Raw genomic sequence first — 25,090 nt, forward strand, 5'->3', positions numbered from 1 at the left:
GAGAGGGCCGGGGTGAGGAAAACAAAAACAAAGAAATGGCAAAAGATATAAAATTTGATATTGAAGCACGTGACGGATTAAAACGTGGTGTTGATGCATTAGCAAATGCTGTAAAAGTAACTTTAGGACCAAAAGGTCGTAATGTAATTATTGGAAAAGCTTTTGGTGGACCAAACGTTACTAAAGATGGTGTTACTGTAGCAAAAGAAATCGAATTGAAAGACCCATTAGAAAACATGGGAGCTCAAATGGTTAAAGAAGTAGCTTCAAAAACGAATGATTTAGCTGGAGACGGAACAACTACTGCTACGGTTTTAGCGCAAGCAATCGTAAAAGAAGGTTTGAAAAACGTAGCTGCTGGAGCAAATCCTATGGATCTAAAAAGAGGAATAGACAAAGCTGTTGAGGCTATTGTTGCTGACCTTACTAAGCAAGCTAAAGTTGTAGGAAGTGATTCTGAAAAAATAAAACAAATCGCTTCTATTTCAGCTAATAATGACGAAGTAATTGGTGAACTTATCGCTGCTGCTTTCGCAAAAGTTGGAAAAGAAGGTGTTATCACTGTTGAAGAAGCTAAAGGAACAGAGACTTATGTAGATGTTGTTGAAGGTATGCAATTTGACAGAGGATATCTTTCTCCATATTTTGTTACTAATCCAGAAAAAATGGAAGCAGAATTAGAGAATCCTTACATCCTTTTATACGACAAAAAAGTTTCTTCTTTAAAAGAATTATTACCTGTTTTAGAGCCAGTTGCTCAATCAGGAAAACCTTTATTGATTATTGCTGAAGATGTTGATGGAGAAGCATTATCTACTTTGGTAGTTAACAAATTACGTGGTGCATTAAAAATTGCTGCTGTAAAAGCACCTGGTTTTGGTGACAGAAGAAAAGCAATGTTAGAAGATATCGCAATCTTAACAGGCGGAACTGTTATCTCTGAAGAAAGAGGATACACACTTGAAAACACAACTATCGAAATGTTGGGTACTGCAAAAAGAGTAACTATCGATAAAGATAATACTACTATCGTTAGCGGTGCTGGTGATGCAGATACAATCAAAAATCGTGTGAACCAAATCAAAGGTCAAATGGAAACTACAACCTCTGATTATGACAAAGAAAAATTACAAGAACGTTTGGCTAAATTAGCTGGAGGTGTTGCGGTTTTATATGTTGGTGCTGCTTCTGAAGTAGAAATGAAAGAGAAAAAAGACCGTGTAGATGATGCACTTCACGCAACACGCGCAGCAGTTGAAGAAGGAATTGTAGCTGGTGGTGGTGTAGCACTTTTAAGAGCTAAAAATGCGCTAAGCACTATAACTGCAGACAATGCTGATGAAGCTACAGGAATACAAATTGTATCTCGCGCAGTTGAATCTCCTTTGAGAACAATTGTTGAAAATGCAGGTCTTGAAGGTTCAGTAGTTGTTGCTAAAGTAGCAGAAGGTTCTGGTGACTTTGGATACAATGCTAAAACTGATGAATATGTTGATATGTTGAAAGCTGGTATTATCGATCCTAAAAAAGTAACTCGTGTAGCATTAGAGAACGCAGCATCTGTTGCAGGAATGATATTAACTACTGAATGTGCTTTAATTGATATTAAAGAAGATGTTGCTGGTGGAAGCCCAATGGGTGGTGGTATGCCGGGAATGATGTAATTTATTTACAAATTCAATTTTTATTATAACAAAAAAATCCGTTCGGTTATCGAACGGATTTTTTTATTTATGTAGAATAAATTTATTTTAAATGTACATTCTTTTTCAAAAGCTTGAATAAAACGGGAATAGTAGATATCAATACAATAATGATAACAATATACTCAATATGCTCTTTTAAATCAATTCCGTATTCTAGAAAAACGCCATACAAATAATGGCCTGAAAAGATCAAAATAAAGGACCATAAAAAAGAACTTAAAATATTAAAGAACATAAATTTCTTTTTATCCATAGATACAATTCCTGCAACAATAGGAGCAAATGTTCTAAAAATAGGCAGAAAACGGGCAAAGATTATAGCTTTCCCACCATACTTCTCAAAGAAATCTTTCGACTGTAGTAAGTATTTTTTCTTGAACCAAAAAGTATCTTCTTTTTTAAATAAATAATACCCACTTTTAGCTCCAAACCAGTACCCTACCATATTCCCAACAACACCTGAAATTGCAATAAGAACAGCTAACAAAACTACATTTACAAAATCACTTTCTATTATGATTAAATTTTGAACTAAATCACGACTGTAAATTCCTGCAAGAAAAAGCAAACTGTCTCCAGGAAGAAAAAATCCTGCAAAAAGACCTGTTTCAGCAAAAACAATAAAAATAACGATATATAAACCTATTTGAATCCCCCCAATATTTAAGGTAATATAAAATTCCGGATTAAGTAATTGAGTCCAATCAAAATTATTCATAAAAAGAGTTGTATTTTAATAGTTTGTGAAAGTAAGAATAATTTACCTTAACCACAATTTATTGCTATTTTTTAAAGTTTTATTAACGCTTAATCACAACATATTCTCCTTCATAAAAGAATAAGAAAAAGCCCAAATATTTATTTTGGGCTTTCATTTTATTTTCTTTCATACTGACAACATGTGGGTAAACTTTCATAATCCTTATCCTCTGATTTCACTTCATCGGTATCATGCCCCACTTTAGCCACCGCTTTTTTAACATCTAAAAGAGAACTTTTTTCCTCATTCAAAATTAAACTCAATTGATGTGTTTCAATATCCCATGATGCTGATTTCACCCCGTCAACTGTATAAGCTGCTTTCTGAATTCGTTTTTGACACTGTTCACAATCCCCATTCACTTCAGTGACATACTTGGCATTTTTACTCTTTTTTTGCTTTGCCAGATCGCTGTTACTCGTGTCTTGAGCTTGAACTGAAAATCCAACTAAGGTTACTACTAGTGCTATAATTATATTTTTGATTTTCATACTATTTGATTTTTAATATTTATTCTTATTTTATTTTAAAACGTAAGCCTGCATAATACATCTGCCCAAAAACTGGCGCATATACAATTGATGCATCAAAATTGGGACCAAAAGGATTTTCAGACCCCAGGATGGCTTTTTCTTGTTTGTAATTTCCAATGTTTTCCCCTCCAATATAAACCTCAAATGTCGGCGAAAATATTTTGGTGATTTGCATATTCATTAAAGAATAAGCGGAAGAAAACTCAGGTAACTTATCCCCAATAGGATTGGTTGAAGTATTAGGCAATTGCTGTTGTCCAATCCAATTAAAAGTATAATCAAATTTCCACTGTTGTCCTTTTTCACCAATAGGAGTTTCATATTCTAAATTTCCAAAAAAACGATGTTTCGCTTGTAATGCTTTTTGAAATTTTCCTGACAAATAATCCGTCTGAATATCATAAAACTTATAGGCTGAGCGTAAATTCAAATGATTTATAATTTCATAATTGAATTCAACCTGTAAACTATTCGCATTTGATTTTCCATTCAAATTATAAAACAGAACTTCTTGTGGACTTTGCATCACATCAACTATCGCTTGGTTTTGAAAATCGGTTCGGTATAAATCAAAACCAACATCGGCACTTTTGCCAAAAAGCATGAATTTTTGTGAAAAACTCAGCCCATAATTCCAAGCAATTTCAGGATTTAAACCATAGATTTTTCCATTAGAATTTACTATTTCTAAAGTTCTTGAACTAGCAAAAAGAGGCTGATTTTCTGCAAAAATATTGGCACTTCGTTTTCCTCTACCGGCTGAAAATCTTAAGACTGCATTTTTCCAAGGATTATATCTCAGGTGTAATCTTGGCGTAAAAAACGTTCCTAAACGATTGTGATTATCAACTCTTCCACCAAGTATGACGCTAAAATTATCATTATTATCATAGGTATATTCAAAAAAAGCACCAACCGAATTATCAATTCGGCTATAGTCATTTACGTTTACAAATTCTTGGTATTTATCATATGTGAAATTCAAACCTGTAGCAAATTTGTTCATCGTATTATCAATAATCGAATTAAAAATCAAATTTGAATAATAGCTACTTTGCTTGATATTGTATTGATTTAAACCAAAATAAGATTGTTGATTATGGCTATTAAAAGCATTCTGAAAACCAACACTTTGATAGGGCATATCTTTAAAAACATATCCAACTTTTGTGGAAATATCCAATCGTTCTGTATTGATTTCTGAACCCCAATGATTTGTAGTGCCTTTATCTCTTTTAGGATCAAAGGCTAATTCTCCCATTTGTTTTTCATCATTCATATATCTAAAATTGATGAAACTCACCCAGCCTTTTTCAGCGTTATAATATTGATATCTATTAAGAATATTAATTTGCTTCGCCAAAGGATTATCTAAGAAACCATCGTCATTCATATCTGTTTTTGCAACTCGTGTATTACCGTGCAAAAACAAACTACCACTCCATTTATCTGAGATTTTAGTATTGAAATGCGTATTTAATTCGAAGCGAGAATCGGTTGAACCGTATGCGTTCAAGAAAAATGGAATATCATTAATTGGCTTAATCAGTTCCGTATTAATCTGACCAGAAATGCTTTCGTAGCCATTAACTACACTTCCCGCACCTTTGGTAATTTGAATACTTTCAACCCAAGTTCCGGGTGTAAATGACAATCCATATGCTTGTGAAGCACCTCGAACAGAAGGAATATTCTCTTCGGTAATCATCAAATAAGGGCTTGTTAACCCTAACATTTTGATTTGTTTGGTCCCTGTTAAAGCATCTGAAAAATTGACATCGATTGACGGATTGGTTTCAAAACTCTCCGCCAGATTGCAACAAGCTGCTTTAAGTAATTCTTTACTTGTTACTATTGTGGTATTACCGGTTAACGTAAAGGATTTTTGAATCCCTTTTCGCTTTTTGATGACTTTGACTTCTTTTAGTTTTTCTTCATTCAACTTTTCTTGAGAAAAAACAGCTTCTGAAACCAAAACAAAAACAAAAAGCATGATAAGTTTTTGCATGATAAAAAATTTTAATGTTTATAAAAAAGTGACTTCAAACCAAAAAATGATTTGACTTTTAAAACATTAAAATCAGGCGTAGAAAATATATTGGCTATACAACTTAAAAAGCGGAGGCGCATTTGCATCGCAATAATAGGTAGTTGTTTGAGTTCCTTTAAAATTTGAAATTAAAGAAAAAACTACAGGTTGCCATTCTTGAATTAAAAAAGGAACATTAAGTTCAAATAAGAAAGCTTTGACTATAGCATTATCTGATTTTTTTTGAAAATGAAAAACTTTGTCTTTACAACAACTGTCTTTTTTAGAAACAATTTTTGCGCAACATTCTTTTTCTGATTTCAAAATTTTCTGCTCTGAACTAAAGGAAACCGAAGCTATTGTACCGCCACAATAATGCACATTAAAAGCCATTCCTACATTGGAAACCAATAGTAGAAAAGCCAAAAATAAACTTATGCATCTTTTAATATTCATACTACAAAATTACTCATTTTTTCAGTTGGTAAAACTAAATTGCTGTTAAAAATTACAGCTCGAATTCCTGTCCCATCATAGCAACACTGCAATCAAAACCGTATTTTTCAATTATTTTGATCCGAAGCTCATCCGCTGGCTCATTTTCTCCATGAACCAAAAACACTTTTTTAGGTTTGTTTTCTAATGCGGAAAGCCAATTCAACAAATCTTTTTGATCTCCATGTGCTGAAAGTCCTTTAATTTCAAGAATATTTGCAAGAACAGGATAATATTTTCCATGAATTTTAATATCAGTTGCTCCTTCTAATAATTTTCGCCCTCGAGTTCCTTCGGCTTGATACCCAACTATAATAACCGTAGTTTCTGGCAAACCTATATAATGCTCTAAATAACTCAAAACTCTACCTCCAGTTACCATTCCGCTAGCTGCTATAACCACTTTTGGTTGTTTATCAAACATCACATCTAGAGATTCTTGATAATCTGAAACTAAGGTAAACATTTCACTCATTGCATGACATTCTTCAAGAGATAATTTATGCCACTGTTTATTATTTGAAAAAATATCCAATGCATTAATTCCCATTGGCGTATCAATTATATAGGGAATATTAGGAATTTTTCCTTCTTGTTTTAGTTGCCAAAGCAAATACATAATAGTTTGAGCCCGTTCTACAGCAAAACTCGGGACAATAACTGTTCCGTCTTTATCAACAGCATTATTAATATAGGTTTCTAATTCTAGCTTCGTATCTGTTTCTGGATGGAGACGATTCCCATAGGTACTTTCTAAAAACAAATAATCTGCTTTTTTTGGTTTAGTTGGAGGATACATTAAAACATCATTATCACGTCCTATATCTCCAGAAAAAACAAGAATCTTATTTTCAAGATGCAATTCAATACTACAAGCTCCTAAAATATGTCCTGCATTAACAAAAACAGCTGAAATTTCGGCATCCAAAGGAACCGATTCGTTTGTCTTTACAACTCTAAAAAGAGGAAAAACCTGTTTTGCTTGTTCCACTGTATAAAGTGGCTCCGCTATTTCATGTTTAGAAAACTTTTTTTCGTTTGCTAGACGAGCATCTTCTTCTTGTATTTTAGCACTATCTAAGAGTATCAGCTTTGTAATTTCTTTAGTTGGGCCTGAGCAATATATCTTTCCTTTGAAACCCTGATTAACTAATCGAGGTAGCCAACCACAATGATCTAAATGACCATGAGTAAGCAATACAAAATCAATTGTTGAAGGCAAAACGGGCAATGGTTCCCAATTGAGTTCTCTCAAGGATTTAATCCCTTGAAATTGACCGCAGTCTATCAAAATACGAAGTCCATTACTTTCAACTAATGTTTTAGAACCTGTAACAGTTCCAGCACCGCCTATAAATTTAACTTTCATTTTGTTGGATTTAAAATTAAACAAGCTATAAACTATTGTTTTTAAATATACCTACACAAATCCGAGGCTTCTTTCAAGACATTTTTTACTCGGTTTGTACTCAATCCAATTTTTATTAAAGAATCTGAATTATTAATCAATTCCTTAACCAAAATAACATCTAAAATCAATAGTTTATCTTTTTCAGAAAGAGACAAAGTCGTCAAACAAGTCACCGGATATAAATAACTATTATCAATTTTTGTCTTTAGATTATTCGGGCTTGGATAATCCCAACTCAACAAATTCAAACCAGAACATTTTGCAAAAGTAACTGCATCAGCCGTGAACCTATTGTTTGTTATAATCCAACACTTAGATATCTTGTTTTTCCCATCAAAAATAGCATGTTGTCTTTCTTGTAAATCATTAAAACGGGACAAAATGTACATGGGAACTTTTACATCCGAAGCAGCATCTCTACCTACATGATACTTGCATTCCACCATAGCAATCTGATTATTTTTTCTTGTCAAAACATCAATTTCGTGCGTTACACATTTGCCTTGAAGTGTCAAATTTGTCATTGTTTCATAATGCTCTGAATCAAAAAGCCGAGCGATATATTTTTCGAAGAAAAAACCAGCAGGTCCTAACAACCGAATTGCTTCTCTTAGATTATAACGTGCTGCATGAAAATTAGCTTTCTTTTTTAATAGTGCAAAAGCCATTTTATAGATTTGCTTAGTACTTATGCCTTCATAAATCTGAGTTTTAATAGCCTGCAAGATGTCCTCAACAACATTTTTATCCGCACCTGATTTTAAAAGTGAATTTTTGAGTTTTTCAGGATTAAAATCAACAATAGCTCCAGAATGCTTTACTATCTTCATGATTTACAAAGTTTGATAATTTAGATACTCAAATTGTACTTTAAAGATACGAAAAAGACATCACTTTATTTGTTTTTGATAATAAAATGCTGGAATAAAAAGAATTACAAAAATAGGTTGAATCAAAAATCGGCGAACATAAAACAAGATCAAATTATTATGTTCTTCATAAAAATAAAGCATAGAGAAAAATAATCCAATTAAAATCAAGAAGAAAAACACATACAAAACAGAAACAAATTGAATCATCGCAATGTCTTTAAAAAAAACATAAAGCAATCCTAATGATAAAATTGTATTTAAACCATACCGAAAAAGCAATCCAAAAAACAAGGAAACCGAATCATAATTTGGCAATGGTAATGTATTAAAATCATTTTTAAAATAATCTAAAAAAGGGTCGTAAAACAATTGGTCTTCAAAAGCACGAACCAAAATCAAAAGAAAAACAAACACTATTAAAAGTGCCGTTTTGTAAAAAGTATTGAAAATTTTATTTTGCATATTTTGAAAATCTATTAACCCAAACAATCCATAAAATAAAGACCGTTCCATAAATTAGCAAAGGAAATAATACTCCGTGCATAAAATGCTCCTGTTCTGGAAAACGATTTAACAAAACACATAAAAAAGCAATTCTGAAAACATTCAAAATATAAATAAAAATACTTCCGCCTAAAACAAAAAATAAAGTTGGTTTTAAAGTTGACGAAAAAGAAACCACAAAAGAAATAAACAAAATAATAACGCTTATTGCATTGCATCCCTCAATAATTCTAACCGCATATTTTTGTTGCAAACCGAATTTAAGAACCAAATTCCCATTCTCCCAAATGAGTTTTGCTTTAGCATCAAATAATTGTAAAACTTGTTCTGCATTATGAGCGACTAATACTGTAATCGAATCAAATTTATTTTCGCCAAAACTACTAAGATAGCCCTGATACAAAAACATAAGGACTGCATACACAAGAAAGAAAGTGCCTAAAAATAACAGAAAGGGTTTGTAGGCAATAAAATATCTTTTCAAAATCTATTTTTTAACAAATTTATGTAATTTTTAAAACCGACTTTAAATACTTTTGCATAAAAAAAATGATGACATTTAAAGAATTACAACCAAAAATAATAGAAATAACATCAAATACAACACTTTCCAGAGATGAAAAATTGCTGAATGTTTGTAAACTATTAAATGAGAATATTGAATATTACAATTGGGTTGGATTCTATTTTGCAAATCATGAAACTAAAACACTGCATTTAGGACCTTATGTTGGAGCCGAAACAGACCACACAATTATCCCGTTTGGAAAAGGAATATGCGGTCAGGTTGCCGTATCAAATAAAAATTTTGTAGTTCCAGATGTAGCCGCTCAAGACAACTATATTGCTTGCAGTTTCACCGTTAAATCTGAAATTGTTGTTCCACTTTTTGTTAAGGGAGAAAATATTGGCCAAATAGACATTGACAGCCATGTGCTAAATCCATTTACTGAAGCGGATGAAAACTTTTTAGAATTTGTAAATCAGGAAATTGCAAAATTATTTTAAAAAAATTGAGTGCATTAATAATTTTTTAGTGCTTAGTTTTCGGATTTTTCAAATCTTTTTATTTTTAAATCTTTTTGTTTCAAATTCCAAAAAATAAATAGTACTTTTGCACCCGTTATATAATAGCTATATAACATACATAAAAATCATTAAAAAAATATTGGAATGTATTTAACTAAGGAAATTAAAGAAGAAATCTTCGCTAAACACGGAGGAAAAGCAGAAAACACTGGTTCTGCAGAAGCTCAAATTGCACTATTCACATACAGAATTAGTCACTTAACAGAGCACTTGAAAAAAAATCGTCACGATTACAACACAGAGCGTTCATTAGTATTGCTTGTTGGTAAAAGAAGATCATTGTTAGATTACTTGAAGAAAAAAGAAATCAACAGATATCGTGAGATTATCAAAGTATTGGGTATTAGAAAATAATCAATATAATAAAGAGGTGCGAAAGTGCCTCTTTTTGTTTTTAAATACAACAAAAAAAGTTTGGTTTTTCATTGGGTTTTAGGCATTAAATACGCAACAACTACAACTAACAACACAACTAAAACCCATTGTATAATCAATATCAAAATTTATGATTCCAAAAGTTTCAAGAGAAATTATCGATTTAGGAGATGGCAGAAGCATCTCAATCGAGACAGGAAAATTAGCAAAACAAGCTGATGGTTCTGTAGTAGTACAAATGGGAGATTCTATGTTGCTTGCAACAGTAGTATCTGCCAGAAAAGCAAGTCCTGGAGTGGACTTTTTACCATTAACGGTAGATTACCGTGAAAAATTTGCTGCAGCAGGTCGTTTTCCTGGTGGATTTTTCAAAAGAGAAGCAAGACCAAGCGATAGCGAAGTTTTGACAATGAGATTAGTTGACCGTGTTTTACGTCCACTTTTCCCAGATGATTATCACGCAGAAACACAAGTTATGATTCAATTAATGTCTCATGATGATAACGTGATGCCAGATGCATTAGCTGGTTTAGCTGCATCAGCGGCTTTAGCAGTTTCTGACTTACCTTTTTCAACTTTAATTTCAGAAGTTCGTGTTGCACGAATTGATGGAAAATTCATCATCAATCCAAGTCGTACTCAATTAGAATTATCAGATATTGATATGATGATTGGTGCTTCAAAAGATTCTATCGCAATGGTAGAAGGTGAGATGAAAGAAATTTCAGAGAAAGAAATGGTAGAAGCAATTAAATTTGCTCACGAAGCTATTAAAGTTCAAATTGCTGCTCAAGAACGTTTACAAGTTGCTTTTGGTAAAAAAGAAATGAGAACGTACGAAGAAGAGAAACAAGATGAAGCTATTTATACTAAAGTAAAAACTGCTGCTTACGATTTATGTTACGCTATTGCAAAAGAAGGAACAGCGAAACACGAAAGAACAGCGCAATTTTCTGATGTAAAAGAAGTAGTAAAATCTTTATTTACAGAAGAAGAATTAGCAGAAAATGGTGATTTAGTAGGTAAATATTTCTACAAAACACAAAAAGAAGCAGTTCGTAATGTAATCTTAGATTTAGGTTTACGTCTAGACGGAAGAAAAACTACTGAAATCAGACCAATCTGGGCTGAAGTAGATTATTTACCATCTGTTCATGGATCTTCAATCTTTACAAGAGGAGAAACTCAAGCATTGGCTACAGCAACTTTAGGAACTTCTAGAGAAGCAAACCAAATTGACTCTCCATCTGAACAAGGAGAAGAAAAATTCTATTTACACTATAACTTCCCTCCATTCTCAACTGGTGAAGCTAAACCTCTAAGAGGAACTTCAAGAAGAGAGGTTGGACACGGAAACTTAGCACAACGTGCTTTGAAAAACATGATTCCTGCTGATTGCCCTTACACAATTCGTATTGTATCTGAAGTATTAGAATCTAATGGTTCTTCTTCAATGGCTACAGTATGTGCTGGAACATTAGCCCTTATGGATGCTGGTATACAAATGATTAAACCAGTTTCTGGAATTGCAATGGGATTGATTACTGACGGAGATCGTTTTGCTGTATTGTCAGACATCTTAGGTGATGAAGATCATTTAGGAGATATGGACTTTAAAGTAACTGGAACTGCTGACGGTATCACTGCTTGTCAAATGGACATCAAAATCGAAGGATTAAAATACAACATCATGGAAGAAGCATTAGCTCAAGCTCGTGATGGACGTTTGCATATCCTTGGAAAAATAACAGATACTTTAGCTGCTCCAAAAGCAGATGTTAAAGCATATGCTCCAAAAATTATTACAAGAACAATTCCTGGTAATTTTATTGGTGCTTTGATTGGACCTGGTGGAAAAGTAATTCAAGAATTACAAAAAGCAACTGGAACAACTATCGTAATCAACGAAGTAGATGAACAAGGAGTTATTGAAATTCTTGGTACAGATCCTGCTGGAATTGAAGCAGTATTGGCTAAAATACAGTCAATTACTTTCAAACCACAATTAGGAGAAGCTTACGAAGTTAAAGTAATCAAGATGCTAGATTTTGGTGCTGTTGTAGAATATACAGCGGCTCCTGGAAACGAAGTTTTACTTCATGTATCTGAATTGGCATGGGAACGTACAGAAAATGTTTCTGACGTTGTAAAAATGGGAGATATATTCCAAGTAAAATATCTTGGTGTTGACCCTAAAACCAGAAAAGAAAAAGTGTCAAGAAAAGCACTTTTGCCAAGACCTCCACGTGAGGACAAAAAAGAGTAATCAGATCTTAGTTTACTAAAGGTTTATTTATAGAAAATCCCGTTTCATGTATTTGAAACGGGATTTTTGGTTAAATAAAAAAATAAATACTAAACTATTGTAACTTTTTAGTAACCCCATACGTATAATCACTTGTACACTTAAAAAATTGAGGAGACAAAAACATGAGACAACTTAAAATCACCAAGCAGGTTACCAATCGTGAAACCGCTTCATTAGACAAATATTTACAAGAAATTGGAAAAGTTGACCTTATTACCGCTGACGAAGAGGTAGAATTAGCTCAGAAAATTAAAGCCGGGGATCAAAGAGCCTTGGAGAAATTAACAAAAGCAAATTTACGTTTCGTAGTTTCGGTAGCTAAACAATACCAAAATCAAGGTTTGACACTTCCCGATTTGATTAATGAAGGAAATTTAGGATTGATAAAAGCAGCACAACGTTTTGATGAAACTCGTGGTTTCAAATTCATTTCGTATGCCGTTTGGTGGATTCGTCAATCTATTTTACAAGCATTGGCAGAACAATCTCGTATCGTTCGTTTGCCTTTGAACAAAATTGGTTCTATCAATAAAATCAACAAAATGTACGCTTTATTAGAGCAATCTAACGAACGTCCACCATCTGCTGAGGAAATTGCAAAAGAACTTGATATGACCGTAAATGATGTAAAAGAGTCTATGAAAAACTCTGGTCGTCACCTATCCATGGATGCACCTCTTGTAGAAGGAGAAGATTCTAACCTTTACGACGTATTGCGTTCTGGTGAATCACCAAATCCAGACAGAGAATTAATTCACGAATCATTACGTACCGAAATTGAACGTTCACTAGAAACATTAACTCCTAGAGAAGCTGATGTAGTTCGTTTGTACTTTGGTCTTGGAGATCAACACCCAATGACACTAGAAGAAATTGGAGAAACTTTTGATCTAACTCGTGAGCGTGTGCGTCAAATCAAAGAAAAAGCAATCCGCAGATTGAAACACACTTCAAGAAGTAAAATACTAAAAACCTATTTAGGTTAATTTATAAAACTCCCACAATTAAAATTTTTAAATCTCTTTTAAATCTTTTAATTCACCATAAACAACAGTCTGATTAACTGTTCGTTTTTTGATTGATGATTGAAACTCCGGCTGATTACCGGAGTTTTATTTTTTGTCATCAATCAAAAAACCACTTTTTTGATTGCTTCGCCAGTTCGGTGCTATCGCTCCTCGTGTGATGATTGAAACCCCGCTGATTACTGGAATTTTATTTTTTAATCTAAATTCTTCTCACTTTTCACTATTCACTATTCACTATTCACTATTCACTATTATGGCGTATCCCTCCGTAAAAACTCTGGGTCGGGCTTTACGTTACAATCTTTTTATAAAAAAATAAAAAGGATTTCCACTTCAATCCCTTACGCAATCGCTGACAACGAACCTATTATTTTCCCCATAAAAAAACTTTTGCAATCGCGTGGAAATAAACTAATTTTGCAAAAAAACAACACAACCTCACAATGAAAAATACACTTATTGCACCCTCAGTTCTTGCTGCCGATTTTGCAAACCTACAACGCGACATCGAAATGATTAACAACAGCCAAGCTGATTGGTTTCATATTGATATTATGGACGGTGTTTTTGTACCTAACATCTCTTTTGGAATGCCAGTCTTAGAAGCAATCAAAAGGCATGCAAAAAAAACAATCGATGTGCACTTAATGATAGTGGATCCAGATCGTTACATCAAGACATTCGCCGAATTAGGTGCTAATGTTCTAACAGTACATTACGAAGCTTGTCCACACTTACACAGAACCCTTCAAGCTATCAAAGCAGAAGGAATGCAAGCTGGAGTAGCCATCAATCCTCATACAAATATTGAGTTATTAGAAGACGTAATCAATGATATTGATTTAGTTTGCATTATGAGTGTTAACCCAGGATTTGGAGGCCAATCTTTTATTGAAAATACATATTCAAAAATCGAAAAACTAAAAGCATTAATTACGCGTAAAGGTGCTTCAACTATCATAGAAATTGATGGTGGTGTAACTAACAAAAACGCCGTACAACTTGTTAAAGCAGGCGCAGATGTTCTTGTAGCGGGAAGCTTTGTATTCAAAGCAGAAGATCCCACAGCAACTGTAGCAGACTTGAAAAAAATCACTTCTTTCTAAAACAAAAAAGTCCCAAATTTGGGACTTTTTTTATATTAGTTTTTATACTGATCTATTAAATATTTTATCAAATCAGTTGTTGTGACGATTCCTACTAATAAATCTCCCATACAAACTGGTAAAGCATGAAATTCTTTTTTAGATAAAATTTCAGCCGTTTCTTTAATAGTTGTTTCAGGAGAAATAGTGACTAATTTTTTCGCCATAACCTGCTCTACCGTAAACATATTATAAACAGTAGTGTCAACAATTTCAGCATCGTCATCAACTGCATCCACAAAGGAGATTCTCAACAAATCAGTATAACTCAACATCCCAATTATTTTATTACCATCTACTACTGGTATGTGCCTAATTTTATATTGCTTAAAAAGTTGTTCCGCTTTAGTCAAATCATCTGCAAGATTTAATTTTATGACATTTTTGGTCATTATTACGGAGACTGGGACTCTATTTTTCATAACTTCTAACTTTAATTATTTTCAAAGTTATTGGATAAAAAAATCAAAAAACATGATGTTTATCAGTTGGTTTTCGTGATTATTTTGATATGTTAGTAGAACGAATTCTCAAGTACTAAAAGTTGATTGAAACAAAAAAGCAAGCTAAATAGCTTGCTTTTTTATGTGACCACGGCAGGGTTCGAACCTGCAACCCTCAGAGTCGAAATCTGATATTCTATCCAGTTGAACTACGCAGTCATTGATTTAAGATTTTAGAAAAATCTGCTTATCCTTAATCTTTTTATGTCAATAGTTTTTTTACTATTGTTGAAATAGTTTTTCCTTCGGCAGTTCCACCTAATTGTGCAGCTGCTAGTCCCATTACTTTACCCATAGAAGCAATTCCTGATGCTCCGGTTTCGGCAATGATTTTTGCAACAACTGCTTCAACTTCAGCTTCACTTAATTGTGCTGGTAAAAATTTTTCTATTACAGCAATTTGAGCTAATTCTGGTTCAGCCAAATCCAAACGGTTTTGTTCTGTGAAAATTCTAGCACTTTCTTTACGTGTTTTTACTAATCTTTGAAGCAATTTAATTTCATCGTCAGCACTAATTTCTTCTTTTGAACCTGAAGCAGTTTGCGCTAATAATAATTCCGATTTAATAGCTCTTAAAGCTTCTAAAGCAACAGTGTCTTTGGCTCTCATGGCTACTTTGATTTCGTCCATGATTTGTATTGATAAACTCATTATTTTATAGTTATTCGTTAATGTCTTGATGTATTTACCTCAGATGATAGTGAATATAGCCTTTTTGGGAGAAAATGTATTCTTAGAAACTATTTTTTAGGACTTAGAAAAAAGCATTTCCGATAAAAAGCTTGAGACGACAGCTGAATGAAGGCTCGCAAATTTAGAAAATTTTACTGTAATTAACAAAAGATACTTCTTTGGTTGCCACAAAAAAATAACCCGAAAATAAAATTATATTTTCGGGCTATCTTGGTTTGGTTTTGGTTAGTTAATCTACATTGTCATGCAAATACGAGTTGTTAGAACGCAACTGTAGATCATTGTTGCTATCTGTCCCTACAGAAATTCTCGAGTTTGTGTTATTCGGTTGATTGTTCGAAATATCAATTCCTAGTCTTTTGTAAGCTGGCTCTCTTTCATATTCATCAATTTTAGAAACATTATTATGGAATTTGTAATTGAATTCTTTTAGTTTCTTTCTTCTTTCATCTGCTCTCAGTCTCAATGTTTCTTCAATTGTCATTTCCATTGGAGAAATAGCTTCGAAATTAGATGTTGAATGAATCGACTCCTCTACTCTTTTCATTGTAATATTCAATTCAGCTGGAACTACTTCTACTGGTTTTTCAACCACTTTTGCAGTACTGAAATCATTTTCTATTTCCATATATTCTTCTAGAGAATATTTAATGATTCCTTTATCCGTTAATTCTGTTACAGGAACAAACTGAACCGCTTCGTTAACTTTGATATCACGTGTTTCATTTGTTAATTCAAATAAAACTTTCTTTTCTTCAACTACTTCTTGTTTTGCTACTGGTTCTGATTTAAAAAGAGGCAAATCAAATGAAAAAGAAGTTTGTTCTTGTTTTTCAACTGCTTTTGGTTGAGCTGCTTTTACTTGCTGAATTTCGTGTTGTTCTGGTGTTGTAAAAGTAAAATCAATATCATTTATTGGTGATACAATTTCAAAGGTTACATCTAAATTTTTAATAAACTCAGACATTACCATCAACTCTTCTTTATTAATTACAGGAGGAGCTACAGCTACAACTGGCTCAGGAACTACAACTACTTCTGGAACAATAACAGCTTCTGGAACTACTGTATCTTCTAATAATTCAAAAACAATACGCTCCGATGAATTTGAAACTGGAGTTTCATTATTCAAATCAAATGCTGCAACTGGTTTATTTGATAGATTATGAACACTTTTTTGCTCATCTTCTAAAGTGTGAATTATTTTTTTAGGCTCTGTATTTACTATTTCGTTTTGTTGTTCAATATCAAAACCTGTAGCGATAATAGTAACTGCAATAGCTTCACCAAGTGTTTCGTCTTCACCAACACCCATGATAATATTAGCATTATACCCTGCTTCAGACTGAATATGGTCATTGATTTCACCTATTTCGTCCAAAGTAATTTCATTAGAACCCGAAACGATAAGCAACAATACGTTTTTGGCACCTGTAATTTTATTGTCATTCAATAACGGAGAATCTAAAGCAGCAATAATAGCTTCTTTTGCTCTGTTTTCTCCTTCAGCAACTGCAGAACCCATTATTGCGGTTCCACTATTAGATAAAACAGTTTTAGCGTCTCTTAAATCGATATTTTGAGTATAGTGATGTGTAATTACTTCCGCTATTCCTCTTGAGGCTGTAGCTAATACTTCATCCGCTTTTGAAAACCCAGCTTTAAAACCTAAATTTCCATATACTTCTCTAAGTTTGTTATTATTAATAACAATCAAAGAATCTACTTGTTTGCGTAATTTTTCAATTCCTAATAAAGCTTGTTCTTGACGCACTTTACCTTCAAATAGAAAAGGAATTGTAACAATACCAACCGTAAGAATTTCTCTTTCTTTAGCTAATTGAGCAATTACTGGAGCAGCACCTGTACCAGTTCCTCCACCCATACCAGCAGTAATAAATACCATCTTAGTGTTACGATCTAACATTTTTTCAATGTCTGCAATACTTTCAATAGCTGATTGTTGTCCTACATCTGGATTTGCACCTGCTCCAAGACCTTCGGTTAAGTTTACACCTAACTGAATTTTATTTGGCACAGCACTGTTTTGCAAAGCCTGAGAGTCTGTATTACAAACAATAAAATCTACCCCTTTGATTCCTTGTTTAAACATGTGGTTTATAGCATTGCTTCCGCCTCCACCTACACCAATAACTTTTATTACATTTGATTGATTCTTTGGTAAATCAAATGAAATACTTCCAAATTCTGAGTTGCTCATCATTTTATTTGGTTTTTGATATTTATTATTAATTCTTATATTTTATTGGCAAACCTTATTCTGCATTGTCTAAAAAATCTTTGATTTTATCGACATATCTGTCAAAAAAAGATCTCCTAATTTTATTTTCTGTTGACTCTTCTTTTTTAGCAAAGTCTCTAACTTCTTGTTCAACTATAGTATCCACTTCTTCGCTTTCAGGTTGAACAGCTACAACGGGCTGTCTGTAAACTGGCGCTTTTGGAGCTTCAATCACATCCATTCGAACAGCACTTTGCGTTTGATTTTCGATACTATTCATTACCAAACCTACTGCTGTTGCATATAAAGGACTTGATATTTCCTCATCAGAATTCCCAGCCAAATGCTCGTTTGGATATCCTATTCTAGTATCCATTCCAGTGATGTACTCCACTAGTTGTTTGATATGTTGCAGTTGTGCACCACCACCTGTAAGAACGATTCCTGCAATTAATTTTTTTCTTGGGTCTTCGTGACCGTATGCTTTTATTTCTGTAAAAACTTGTTCAATAATTTCAACAACACGTGCATGAATTATTTTAGACAAATTTTTCAAAGAAATTTCTTTTGGTTCTCTTCCTCTAAGACCTGGTATAGAAACAATTTCATTGTCTTTATTTTCACCTGGCCAAGCAGAACCAAATTTTACTTTCAATAACTCCGCTTGTTTTTCAATAATAGAGCAACCTTCTTTAATATCATCTGTAATAACGTTTCCTCCAAAAGGGATAACGGCTGTGTGACGAATTATTCCATCTTTAAAAATCGCTAAATCAGTTGTTCCTCCTCCTATATCTATAAGCGCAACACCTGCTTCTTTTTCTTCCTGACTCAATACAGCATCAGATGATGCTAAAGGCTCCAATGTTAATCCAGACAATTCTATACCTGAACTTTGAATACATCTTCCTACATTTCTAATAGAAGAAGCTTGACCTACAACTACATGAAAGCTAGACTCTAATCTACCACCATACATTCCTATTGGTTCTTTAATTTCCGTTTGACCGTCAATTTTAAATTCTTGTGGCAAAACGTGAATTATTTCTTCCCCTGGCAACATGGCCAATTTATTAACTTGATCAATCAAAAGCTGAATATCATTCCCTCCAATCACCTCTTCTGGATTGCTTCTGCTAATGTAATCTGTATGTTGAATACTACGAATATGCTGACCAGCTATACCCACAACAACATCTTTTATTTTATAACCTGAATTATTTTCAGCTTCTTGTATTGCTTGTTGAATCGATTGAATAGTTTGAGTAATGTTATTTACCACACCTCTAGCCACACCTAAGCTTTTGGATTTTCCGACACCCAAAATCTCTAGTTTCCCATACTCATTTTTTTTGCCTATCATGGCAACTATTTTGGTTGTCCCAATATCTAGACCTACTGCAATATTCTCTTTTTCCATTATCTATTATTTAGTGCAAACTACTTGTTCCGTAAAACGGAGATCAATTTTATTGTATTTATATAACGAACTATCTAAAACTGCTTTTTGAAAAAAAGCTTTATAATTTTTAAATTTTCGTTTCACATTTATCATTCTACCGAAATCAATTCGAAAATCAAAATTCCTATTCATCATTAATAAGCTCCCATTAGGCATAATTTGAACTCCAATGATGTTTTTTTTCAAAAACGCATCGTTATGAATTTCACGAAATAATTCGGATAAATCCTTGCTGTTTTTTTTATTTATAATCCCCGAAACAAGTGGAACTCGAGCTGCAAAATTTGCTGACAACGGCATTCTATTTCCTTTGTAATCAATATAGAAAGAACGCTCACCATCAAAAACTCTTGCTATAGGAGTTTTTTGTTTTACAACTGCTTTTAGAACACCATCAATACTCACAAAAACTTCTGACTTTTCAATCATCTGATGTGCATTAACAGCTTTTTCTAATTTATTCAAATCTAATTTATCTTTTTCAATGCCTGATGCATCCTTTTTATTTTCTATTAACAATTTATTAACCGTTTCCTGTTTAACAAAAGGAGCGTTATCTCCAACAAAAATAACCTCAGACTTGGCTAATTTCCGTGCTGCATTTCGTTTTGAAGTAAACGAAAACAGAAAAGCAACCACTACAAGCATGATTACTAACCGAATATTTGTTAGGTTAAATAGTTTCATTTAATGCTTTTTTAATTGACGGTACCATTTCTCCTAAATCCCCAGCTCCAACTGTTACAATTATTCGTGCATCGCTAGCTAAAATTGTAGGAATCAAATCTTCTTTAGTTACTAATTTTTTAGCATCATTAGTCATTTTACCCATTAACCATTGCGACGTAATTCCTTCCATAGGCAATTCACGAGCTGGATAAATATCTAATAGAATAACCTCATCAAAAGCGGATAAACTTTTAGCAAAATCATCTGCAAAATCTTTTGTTCTACTAAATAAGTGTGGCTGAAAAATTGTCAAAACTTTTTGGTTTGGATACAATTCTCTAACCGCTTGGTGCACTGCATTTATTTCCGTTGGATGATGCGCATAATCATCGATATAAACCAAATTATCTGTTTTGATTTGATACGAAAATCTTCTTCTTATTCCTTGGAATGAAGCAATGGCTTTTGCAATAGCCTCGGTCGGGGTGCCGTAAGTTTTCGCCATTGCAATAGCCATTAATGCATTCATTAAATTATGTTTTCCTGGCAATCCAAATTGTAAATCTTTTATAATTTCTGTTGGCGTTTGCACATCAAAGACATAACTGCCATTTCCTACTCTTACATTAAATGCTTTATATACAGCTTCTTCGTTTACCGCACAAGTAACTCCTTCAAGTGGCAATTCTTTAGTTATAAAAAGCTTTGATTTATCCTCAACTTTATTTGCAAATTCAACAAAAGAAGCTTCAATAGCTTCGCTAGTTCCGTATATATCTAAATGGTCTGCATCCATAGAAGTTACACAAGCAATATCTGGATGCAAATGCAAGAACGAACGATCAAATTCATCAGCTTCAACTACGGTAACCGTTTTTCCGTTTCCTATTAAATTCGAATTATAATTTTCAACTATACCACCAACAAAAGCAGTAACATCAGCACCACTTTCATGTAAAACATGTCCTAATATACTTGAAGTTGTAGTTTTACCATGCGTTCCAGCTACCGCAAAACAAAAAGTATCTTGCGTAATTATTCCTAGAACTTCTGCTCGTTTTTTAACTTGATAATCACGTTCCAAAAAGTAATTCCACTCTGAATGTGTAATAGGCACTGCAGGAGTAATAATTACCAATGTATTTTCGACATAATAATCTTTAGGAATCAAACTTATTTTATCTTCAAAATGAATTGAAATACCACTTTCGATCAACTCATTAGTTAACATTGAAGGCGTCTTGTCATAACCAGAAACTTGCTTCCCTAAGGTTTTAAAATAGCGAGCCAAAGAACTCATTCCTATCCCTCCAATTCCTATGAAATAGACGTTATGTATTTGATTTAAATTCATTTTTAATTTTAATTTTAATAGCAATTTCAATTTTCAGAATCGAGATTACCATTGTATTAATTACTTTCTTTTCAACTGCTCACTTTGTCATTGACATTGTGATTGCTATTGTTATTGAATTAGTTTCTCTATTTCGTCAACAATTTGTTTTGTTGCTTTTGGCATAGCCAATTGTTTTATATTTTCACTTAATTGATTTTGCTTTCCTTGGTCTTTAACCAATGCTTCAAAAACAAGCGAAAATTGTGTATCAAGCTCTGATTCTTTAAGTAAAATAGCTCCTTTTTTATCAACTATTGCTTGTGCATTTTTAGTTTGATGATCTTCAGAAACATTCGGTGACGGAATGAAAATTACTGGTTTCCCAACAATACATAATTCCGAAACAGAAGAAGCACCAGCTCTAGAAACAACAATATCAGCAGCAGCATAAACTAAATCCATTCTTTCGATAAATGCCATTACCTGAACATTTCCTGAATTGTATTTTTTATAATCTTCAATATAAAATTTTCCGCATTGCCAGATTACCTGAATGTCTAATGAAATTATTTTTTCAAGTTCTTTTTCAATCAATTGATTGATACGTCTAGCGCCAAGGCTACCTCCAAGAACTAAAAGTGTTTTTTTATTTGGATCTAAATTAAAATGAGAAATGGCTTCAGCTCTTTTGCTGTCAATATCTATTAAATCTTGACGTACTGGATTTCCAGTTAAAACAATTTTCTCTTTTGGAAAAAATCGCTCTAAACTTTCATAAGCCACACAAATAACATTTGCTTTTTTACTCAATAATTTATTGGTTATTCCAGGATATGAATTTTGTTCCTGAATTAATGTTGGAACATTCATAGCATTTGCCATCTGAAGTAATGGGCCACTAGCAAAACCACCCGTACCAATAACAGCATTGGGCTTGAACTGTTTTATAATTTTTCTAGATTCCCACAAACTCGAAATTAGTTTTACTGGAAACAGAGCGTTATCAAAAGTTAATCTTCTTTGCAAACCTGCAATCCAAAGTCCTTTTATTGGGTAACCTGCTTGAGGAACTTTTTGCATTTCCATTTTGTCTTTGGCACCAACAAAAAGAAATTCGGCATCAGGGAAACGAGACTTTAATTCATTAGCAATAGCAATTGCAGGATAAATATGTCCACCTGTTCCACCACCACTTAATATGAATTTATATTTTGCCATTTTTATAAAATTACGGAGTGTTACTTTACTCTTAAATTTATGAAACTTATTTATTTAAAACCGCATTCATTGGGTTATGAGTCGCATCTTGAATAGAATAATCCTCATCAGAAACTGTATCTTCTTCTAATTGCTTGTCTATTAATTTTTGAAGTGCTTCTTCTCTCAAAGCAGCTTCTTTTTGTTCTTGTGCAATTTCTTCTTCTTTCTTGGTCACACTAATAATGATTCCAAGTGCAAAACAAGTCATCCAAATGGAACTTCCTCCACTACTTATCAAGGGCAAAGTTTGTCCTGTTACAGGTAATAATTCTACAGCAACAGCCATGTTAATCATTGCTTGAAAAATCATTGGAAATCCTAATCCAATGACCACTAGTTTTCCAAATAAAGTATTTGCTTTGTGTGAGGCTACTACAAATCGAAACAACAACAATAAATACAAGCTCAGTACTCCTAGACCTCCTATCAATCCATATTCTTCAACAATAATTGCATAAATAAAATCTGAAGAAGATTGTGGCAAGAAATTTTTCTGAACACTTTTTCCCGGTCCTAAACCGTATAAATTTCCAGAAGCAATCGCAATTTTAGCTTTTTCTATTTGATAATCATCCTCGTCAGGTTTATCGGTAGAGAAGTTTTCTATACGACTTTCCCATGTTTTAACCCTATTGAAAAACTTAGCATCTGGAAAAGCTTTTGATAACAAAATAAAAAACAATAGCGCACCTATTCCAAACCCAATAATAACTGCTAAATATTTAACGGGATATTTACCAATGAAAGTCAACATTAAAATCATAGAAAAAATCAATGCTGTAGTTGAAAAATTGGCTGGTAAAATAAACATTAATGTAATAAATACTGGAAGCCACAATTCTAACAAAGAGGATTTAAAAGTAATAGGTTCTTGTCTGGTTTTTGATAAATAGCGCGCAACATAAATAAATAGCACAATAGATGCTAAAGTTGATGTTTGAAATGACATACCAAAAGGCAATTCTAACCAACGGCTAGCATTTGCTCCGGCAATAACTTTTCCTTTAAGAAGTGTGTAGGCTAATAATATCCACACAAAAGGCAACGCAAAAATGGAAATTCCTCTAAAATAATGATACGGGACTTTGTGAATAAAATAAATTATACAAAAACCCATACAAAGATGTATAAAATGTTTTACTAGATATCCCAACGTATTTCCGGTACCATGCCCTAAATACGCTAAATTACTACTCGCACTAAAAACAGGCATAAAGGAAAACAGCGCCAATAAGGCCACAAAAGACCAAATTACCTTATCTCCTTTTAGATTGTTTATTAGTTGTTTCATTTTTAATTTTGTTTAAAGTTCAATTGAGCACTATAACAATTGTTTTTTATAGGTTGTGAACTGCTTGTTTAAATTGTCTTCCTCTGTCTTCGTAGTTTTCAAATAAATCAAAACTAGCACAAGCAGGAGATAATAATACAGTATCTCCTTTTTCTGATAATCGTTGTGCCATACGAACGGCATCAGCCATATTAGTAACTTCAACCATAATATCGACTACGTTACCGAAAACATCAATGATTTTTCTGTTGTCAACACCAAGACAAATTATTGCTTTTACTTTTTCACGAACCATTGACATCAATTCATTGTAATCATTTCCTTTATCAACCCCACCAACAATCCAAACTGTAGGTGTGTTCATACTATCTAAAGCAAAAAAAGTAGCATTAACATTTGTTGCTTTTGAATCATTGATATATTGTACATTTTGAATTTTCAATACCTTTTCCAAACGATGCTCAACACCTTGAAAATTTGATAAACTTTCACGTATTGTTGCATTTCTTATTTGCATCAATTTAGCTACAGATGTTGCTGCCATTGCATTTTTCATATTGTGTTTTCCTTCTAGTGCAATGTATTCTGTTTCCATCTTAAACTCTTCCTGATTGATATTTACTTCCATTGTGTTTTCTTTTATATAAGCTCCTTCGTTGAATGTTTTAGTCAATGAAAAAGGGATTAATTTTGCTTTTGTTTTATTGTTTTTTAACCATTCTGCTATAGCTTCATCATCTGCATCATAAATGAGGTAATCTTCCTCCGTTTGATTCATGGTAATTCTAAATTTTGAATCTATATAATTTTGATAATTATACTCGTATCGATCTAAATGATCTGGACTTATATTTGTGATAATCGCAATATGCGGTTTGTAATTTATAATCCCATCGAGTTGAAAACTACTTAGCTCTAATACATAAGAATCAAATTTATTTTCGGCCACTTGCCAGGCAAAACTCTTTCCGATATTCCCTCCTAATCCCACATTCAAACCAGCAGATTGTAATAAATGATAGGTCAACATTGTAGTAGTAGTTTTCCCGTTACTTCCTGTTATTCCTATCGTAATTGCTTCTGTAAATGGAGCAGCAAATTCAATTTCTGAAATCACTGGTATTCCTTTTTCAATAAGCTTTTTTACTATTGCTGCTTTTTCTGGAATTCCTGGGCTTTTCATCACTACATCAGCATTCAAAATCAAATCTTCTGTATGCTTTTCGTCTTCCCAAGCTATTTCATTATCAATAAGAACTTGCCTATAATTTTCTTTTATCTTTCCAAAATCAGATACAAAAACCTCGTATCCTTTTTCTTTTCCCAGAATAGCTGTTCCTACTCCACTTTCTCCTCCACCTAAAACTACCAATCTCAT

General features: G+C 33.0%; 23 protein-coding genes and 1 tRNA gene. 6 read left to right on the forward strand and 18 right to left on the reverse strand.

Features of this window, described 5'->3' with window-relative positions:
• Nucleotides 1-35: 35 nt before the first annotated feature.
• Nucleotides 36-1,664, forward strand: coding sequence for a chaperonin GroEL (gene groL / locus C8C88_RS03485; protein WP_121336791.1), 1,629 nt, complete (start codon nt 36-38; stop codon nt 1,662-1,664).
• Between the two features lie 82 nt (nt 1,665-1,746).
• Here groL and C8C88_RS03490 read toward each other — a convergent pair whose 3' ends face one another.
• From C8C88_RS03490 to xrtF, 8 genes are all read right to left on the reverse strand, one after another.
• The gene (locus C8C88_RS03490) at nt 1,747-2,424 is read right to left on the reverse strand and encodes a DedA family protein (RefSeq protein WP_121336792.1); all 678 of its coding nucleotides are present in this window, start codon (nt 2,422-2,424) and stop codon (nt 1,747-1,749) included.
• Between the two features lie 158 nt (nt 2,425-2,582).
• Entirely contained in the window at nt 2,583-2,957 is a 375-nt protein-coding gene (locus C8C88_RS03495) for a heavy-metal-associated domain-containing protein (RefSeq protein WP_315186063.1), read from the reverse strand.
• A 25-nt stretch (nt 2,958-2,982) separates the two neighbouring features.
• Entirely contained in the window at nt 2,983-5,007 is a 2,025-nt protein-coding gene (locus C8C88_RS03500; protein ID WP_121336793.1) for a TonB-dependent siderophore receptor, read from the reverse strand.
• A 72-nt stretch (nt 5,008-5,079) separates the two neighbouring features.
• Complete coding sequence (locus tag C8C88_RS03505) at nt 5,080-5,484, reverse strand: hypothetical protein (RefSeq protein WP_121336794.1); 405 nt, start codon at nt 5,482-5,484, stop codon at nt 5,080-5,082.
• Nucleotides 5,485-5,536: 52 nt separating this feature from the next.
• A complete protein-coding gene (locus C8C88_RS03510; RefSeq protein WP_121336795.1) occupies nt 5,537-6,892 on the reverse strand; it encodes an MBL fold metallo-hydrolase in 1,356 nt (451 codons plus the stop codon).
• Between the two features lie 41 nt (nt 6,893-6,933).
• Nucleotides 6,934-7,764, reverse strand: coding sequence for an ATP cone domain-containing protein (locus C8C88_RS03515; protein ID WP_121336796.1), 831 nt, complete (start codon nt 7,762-7,764; stop codon nt 6,934-6,936).
• Between the two features lie 60 nt (nt 7,765-7,824).
• Nucleotides 7,825-8,268, reverse strand: coding sequence for an exosortase F system-associated protein (locus C8C88_RS03520; protein WP_121336797.1), 444 nt, complete (start codon nt 8,266-8,268; stop codon nt 7,825-7,827).
• Nucleotides 8,258-8,794 (reverse strand): exosortase family protein XrtF, encoded by a 537-nt coding sequence (gene xrtF, locus C8C88_RS03525; protein ID WP_121336798.1) that lies wholly within the window; start codon nt 8,792-8,794, stop codon nt 8,258-8,260. The genes C8C88_RS03520 and xrtF overlap by 11 nt, the downstream gene beginning before the upstream one ends.
• A 68-nt stretch (nt 8,795-8,862) precedes the next feature.
• On the opposite strand from xrtF, the gene C8C88_RS03530 reads away from it, so the two are divergent.
• The 5 genes from C8C88_RS03530 to rpe all read left to right on the forward strand — a co-directional run bounded on the left by C8C88_RS03530 (nt 8,863) and on the right by rpe (nt 14,216).
• A complete protein-coding gene (locus C8C88_RS03530) occupies nt 8,863-9,318 on the forward strand; it encodes a GAF domain-containing protein (RefSeq protein ID WP_121336799.1) in 456 nt (151 codons plus the stop codon).
• Between the two features lie 165 nt (nt 9,319-9,483).
• Entirely contained in the window at nt 9,484-9,753 is a 270-nt protein-coding gene (gene rpsO / locus C8C88_RS03535) for a 30S ribosomal protein S15 (protein WP_121336800.1), read from the forward strand.
• A gap of 151 nt (nt 9,754-9,904) precedes the next feature.
• On the forward strand, nt 9,905-12,040 hold the full coding sequence (locus C8C88_RS03540; RefSeq protein ID WP_121336801.1) for a polyribonucleotide nucleotidyltransferase: 2,136 nt from the start codon (nt 9,905-9,907) through the stop codon (nt 12,038-12,040).
• Between the two features lie 164 nt (nt 12,041-12,204).
• Entirely contained in the window at nt 12,205-13,068 is an 864-nt protein-coding gene (locus tag C8C88_RS03545; RefSeq protein ID WP_026707723.1) for an RNA polymerase sigma factor RpoD/SigA, read from the forward strand.
• Nucleotides 13,069-13,553: 485 nt separating this feature from the next.
• A complete protein-coding gene (rpe, locus tag C8C88_RS03550) occupies nt 13,554-14,216 on the forward strand; it encodes a ribulose-phosphate 3-epimerase (protein WP_121336802.1) in 663 nt (220 codons plus the stop codon).
• 35 nt (nt 14,217-14,251) lie between these two features.
• Here rpe and C8C88_RS03555 read toward each other — a convergent pair whose 3' ends face one another.
• The 10 genes from C8C88_RS03555 to murD all read right to left on the reverse strand — a co-directional run bounded on the left by C8C88_RS03555 (nt 14,252) and on the right by murD (nt 25,090).
• Nucleotides 14,252-14,677: a CBS domain-containing protein gene (locus C8C88_RS03555; protein WP_121336803.1), complete on the reverse strand. Its 426-nt coding sequence runs from the start codon at nt 14,675-14,677 to the stop codon at nt 14,252-14,254.
• A 166-nt stretch (nt 14,678-14,843) separates the two neighbouring features.
• Nucleotides 14,844-14,917, reverse strand: a tRNA-Arg gene (locus tag C8C88_RS03560).
• A 43-nt stretch (nt 14,918-14,960) separates the two neighbouring features.
• The gene (locus C8C88_RS03565; RefSeq protein WP_121336804.1) at nt 14,961-15,410 is read right to left on the reverse strand and encodes a GatB/YqeY domain-containing protein; all 450 of its coding nucleotides are present in this window, start codon (nt 15,408-15,410) and stop codon (nt 14,961-14,963) included.
• 271 nt (nt 15,411-15,681) lie between these two features.
• Complete coding sequence (gene ftsZ, locus C8C88_RS03570; protein ID WP_121336805.1) at nt 15,682-17,676, reverse strand: cell division protein FtsZ; 1,995 nt, start codon at nt 17,674-17,676, stop codon at nt 15,682-15,684.
• 52 nt (nt 17,677-17,728) lie between these two features.
• On the reverse strand, nt 17,729-19,114 hold the full coding sequence (ftsA, locus tag C8C88_RS03575; RefSeq protein WP_121336806.1) for a cell division protein FtsA: 1,386 nt from the start codon (nt 19,112-19,114) through the stop codon (nt 17,729-17,731).
• 6 nt (nt 19,115-19,120) lie between these two features.
• Entirely contained in the window at nt 19,121-19,843 is a 723-nt protein-coding gene (locus C8C88_RS03580; RefSeq protein WP_121336807.1) for a cell division protein FtsQ/DivIB, read from the reverse strand.
• The gene (gene murC / locus C8C88_RS03585) at nt 19,830-21,179 is read right to left on the reverse strand and encodes a UDP-N-acetylmuramate--L-alanine ligase (protein ID WP_121336808.1); all 1,350 of its coding nucleotides are present in this window, start codon (nt 21,177-21,179) and stop codon (nt 19,830-19,832) included. The genes C8C88_RS03580 and murC overlap by 14 nt, the downstream gene beginning before the upstream one ends.
• A 111-nt stretch (nt 21,180-21,290) precedes the next feature.
• Nucleotides 21,291-22,379: an undecaprenyldiphospho-muramoylpentapeptide beta-N-acetylglucosaminyltransferase gene (gene murG, locus C8C88_RS03590; RefSeq protein ID WP_121336809.1), complete on the reverse strand. Its 1,089-nt coding sequence runs from the start codon at nt 22,377-22,379 to the stop codon at nt 21,291-21,293.
• A gap of 46 nt (nt 22,380-22,425) precedes the next feature.
• Nucleotides 22,426-23,712, reverse strand: coding sequence for an FtsW/RodA/SpoVE family cell cycle protein (locus tag C8C88_RS03595; protein WP_121336810.1), 1,287 nt, complete (start codon nt 23,710-23,712; stop codon nt 22,426-22,428).
• A 46-nt stretch (nt 23,713-23,758) separates the two neighbouring features.
• Nucleotides 23,759-25,090 carry a UDP-N-acetylmuramoyl-L-alanine--D-glutamate ligase gene (gene murD / locus C8C88_RS03600; RefSeq protein ID WP_121336811.1) on the reverse strand — a complete coding sequence of 444 codons (1,332 nt, stop codon included), beginning with the start codon at nt 25,088-25,090 and terminating at the stop codon, nt 23,759-23,761.

Source organism: Flavobacterium sp. 123, from assembly GCF_003634825.1.
Classification (GTDB): Bacteria; Bacteroidota; Bacteroidia; order Flavobacteriales; family Flavobacteriaceae; genus Flavobacterium.

What these genes read in the sequence shown, in the direction of transcription:
- C8C88_RS03510 (WP_121336795.1), bottom strand. Translation starts at nt 6,892, where the DNA reads ATGAAAGTTAAATTTATAGGCGGTGCTGGAACTGTTACAGGTTCTAAA.
- rpsO (WP_121336800.1), top strand. Translation starts at nt 9,484, where the DNA reads ATGTATTTAACTAAGGAAATTAAAGAAGAAATCTTCGCTAAACACGGA.
- C8C88_RS03505 (WP_121336794.1), bottom strand. Translation starts at nt 5,484, where the DNA reads ATGAATATTAAAAGATGCATAAGTTTATTTTTGGCTTTTCTACTATTG.
- C8C88_RS03490 (WP_121336792.1), bottom strand. Translation starts at nt 2,424, where the DNA reads ATGAATAATTTTGATTGGACTCAATTACTTAATCCGGAATTTTATATT.
- C8C88_RS03555 (WP_121336803.1), bottom strand. Translation starts at nt 14,677, where the DNA reads ATGAAAAATAGAGTCCCAGTCTCCGTAATAATGACCAAAAATGTCATA.
- C8C88_RS03595 (WP_121336810.1), bottom strand. Translation starts at nt 23,712, where the DNA reads ATGAAACAACTAATAAACAATCTAAAAGGAGATAAGGTAATTTGGTCT.
- groL (WP_121336791.1), top strand. Translation starts at nt 36, where the DNA reads ATGGCAAAAGATATAAAATTTGATATTGAAGCACGTGACGGATTAAAA.
- murD (WP_121336811.1), bottom strand. Translation starts at nt 25,090, where the DNA reads ATGAGATTGGTAGTTTTAGGTGGAGGAGAAAGTGGAGTAGGAACAGCT.
- C8C88_RS03530 (WP_121336799.1), top strand. Translation starts at nt 8,863, where the DNA reads ATGACATTTAAAGAATTACAACCAAAAATAATAGAAATAACATCAAAT.
- C8C88_RS03580 (WP_121336807.1), bottom strand. Translation starts at nt 19,843, where the DNA reads ATGAAACTATTTAACCTAACAAATATTCGGTTAGTAATCATGCTTGTA.
- C8C88_RS03500 (WP_121336793.1), bottom strand. Translation starts at nt 5,007, where the DNA reads ATGCAAAAACTTATCATGCTTTTTGTTTTTGTTTTGGTTTCAGAAGCT.
- C8C88_RS03515 (WP_121336796.1), bottom strand. Translation starts at nt 7,764, where the DNA reads ATGAAGATAGTAAAGCATTCTGGAGCTATTGTTGATTTTAATCCTGAA.
- C8C88_RS03545 (WP_026707723.1), top strand. Translation starts at nt 12,205, where the DNA reads ATGAGACAACTTAAAATCACCAAGCAGGTTACCAATCGTGAAACCGCT.
- C8C88_RS03540 (WP_121336801.1), top strand. Translation starts at nt 9,905, where the DNA reads ATGATTCCAAAAGTTTCAAGAGAAATTATCGATTTAGGAGATGGCAGA.
- ftsA (WP_121336806.1), bottom strand. Translation starts at nt 19,114, where the DNA reads ATGGAAAAAGAGAATATTGCAGTAGGTCTAGATATTGGGACAACCAAA.
- ftsZ (WP_121336805.1), bottom strand. Translation starts at nt 17,676, where the DNA reads ATGATGAGCAACTCAGAATTTGGAAGTATTTCATTTGATTTACCAAAG.
- C8C88_RS03520 (WP_121336797.1), bottom strand. Translation starts at nt 8,268, where the DNA reads ATGCAAAATAAAATTTTCAATACTTTTTACAAAACGGCACTTTTAATA.
- murC (WP_121336808.1), bottom strand. Translation starts at nt 21,179, where the DNA reads ATGAATTTAAATCAAATACATAACGTCTATTTCATAGGAATTGGAGGG.
- murG (WP_121336809.1), bottom strand. Translation starts at nt 22,379, where the DNA reads ATGGCAAAATATAAATTCATATTAAGTGGTGGTGGAACAGGTGGACAT.
- C8C88_RS03565 (WP_121336804.1), bottom strand. Translation starts at nt 15,410, where the DNA reads ATGAGTTTATCAATACAAATCATGGACGAAATCAAAGTAGCCATGAGA.
- C8C88_RS03495 (WP_315186063.1), bottom strand. Translation starts at nt 2,957, where the DNA reads ATGAAAATCAAAAATATAATTATAGCACTAGTAGTAACCTTAGTTGGA.
- rpe (WP_121336802.1), top strand. Translation starts at nt 13,554, where the DNA reads ATGAAAAATACACTTATTGCACCCTCAGTTCTTGCTGCCGATTTTGCA.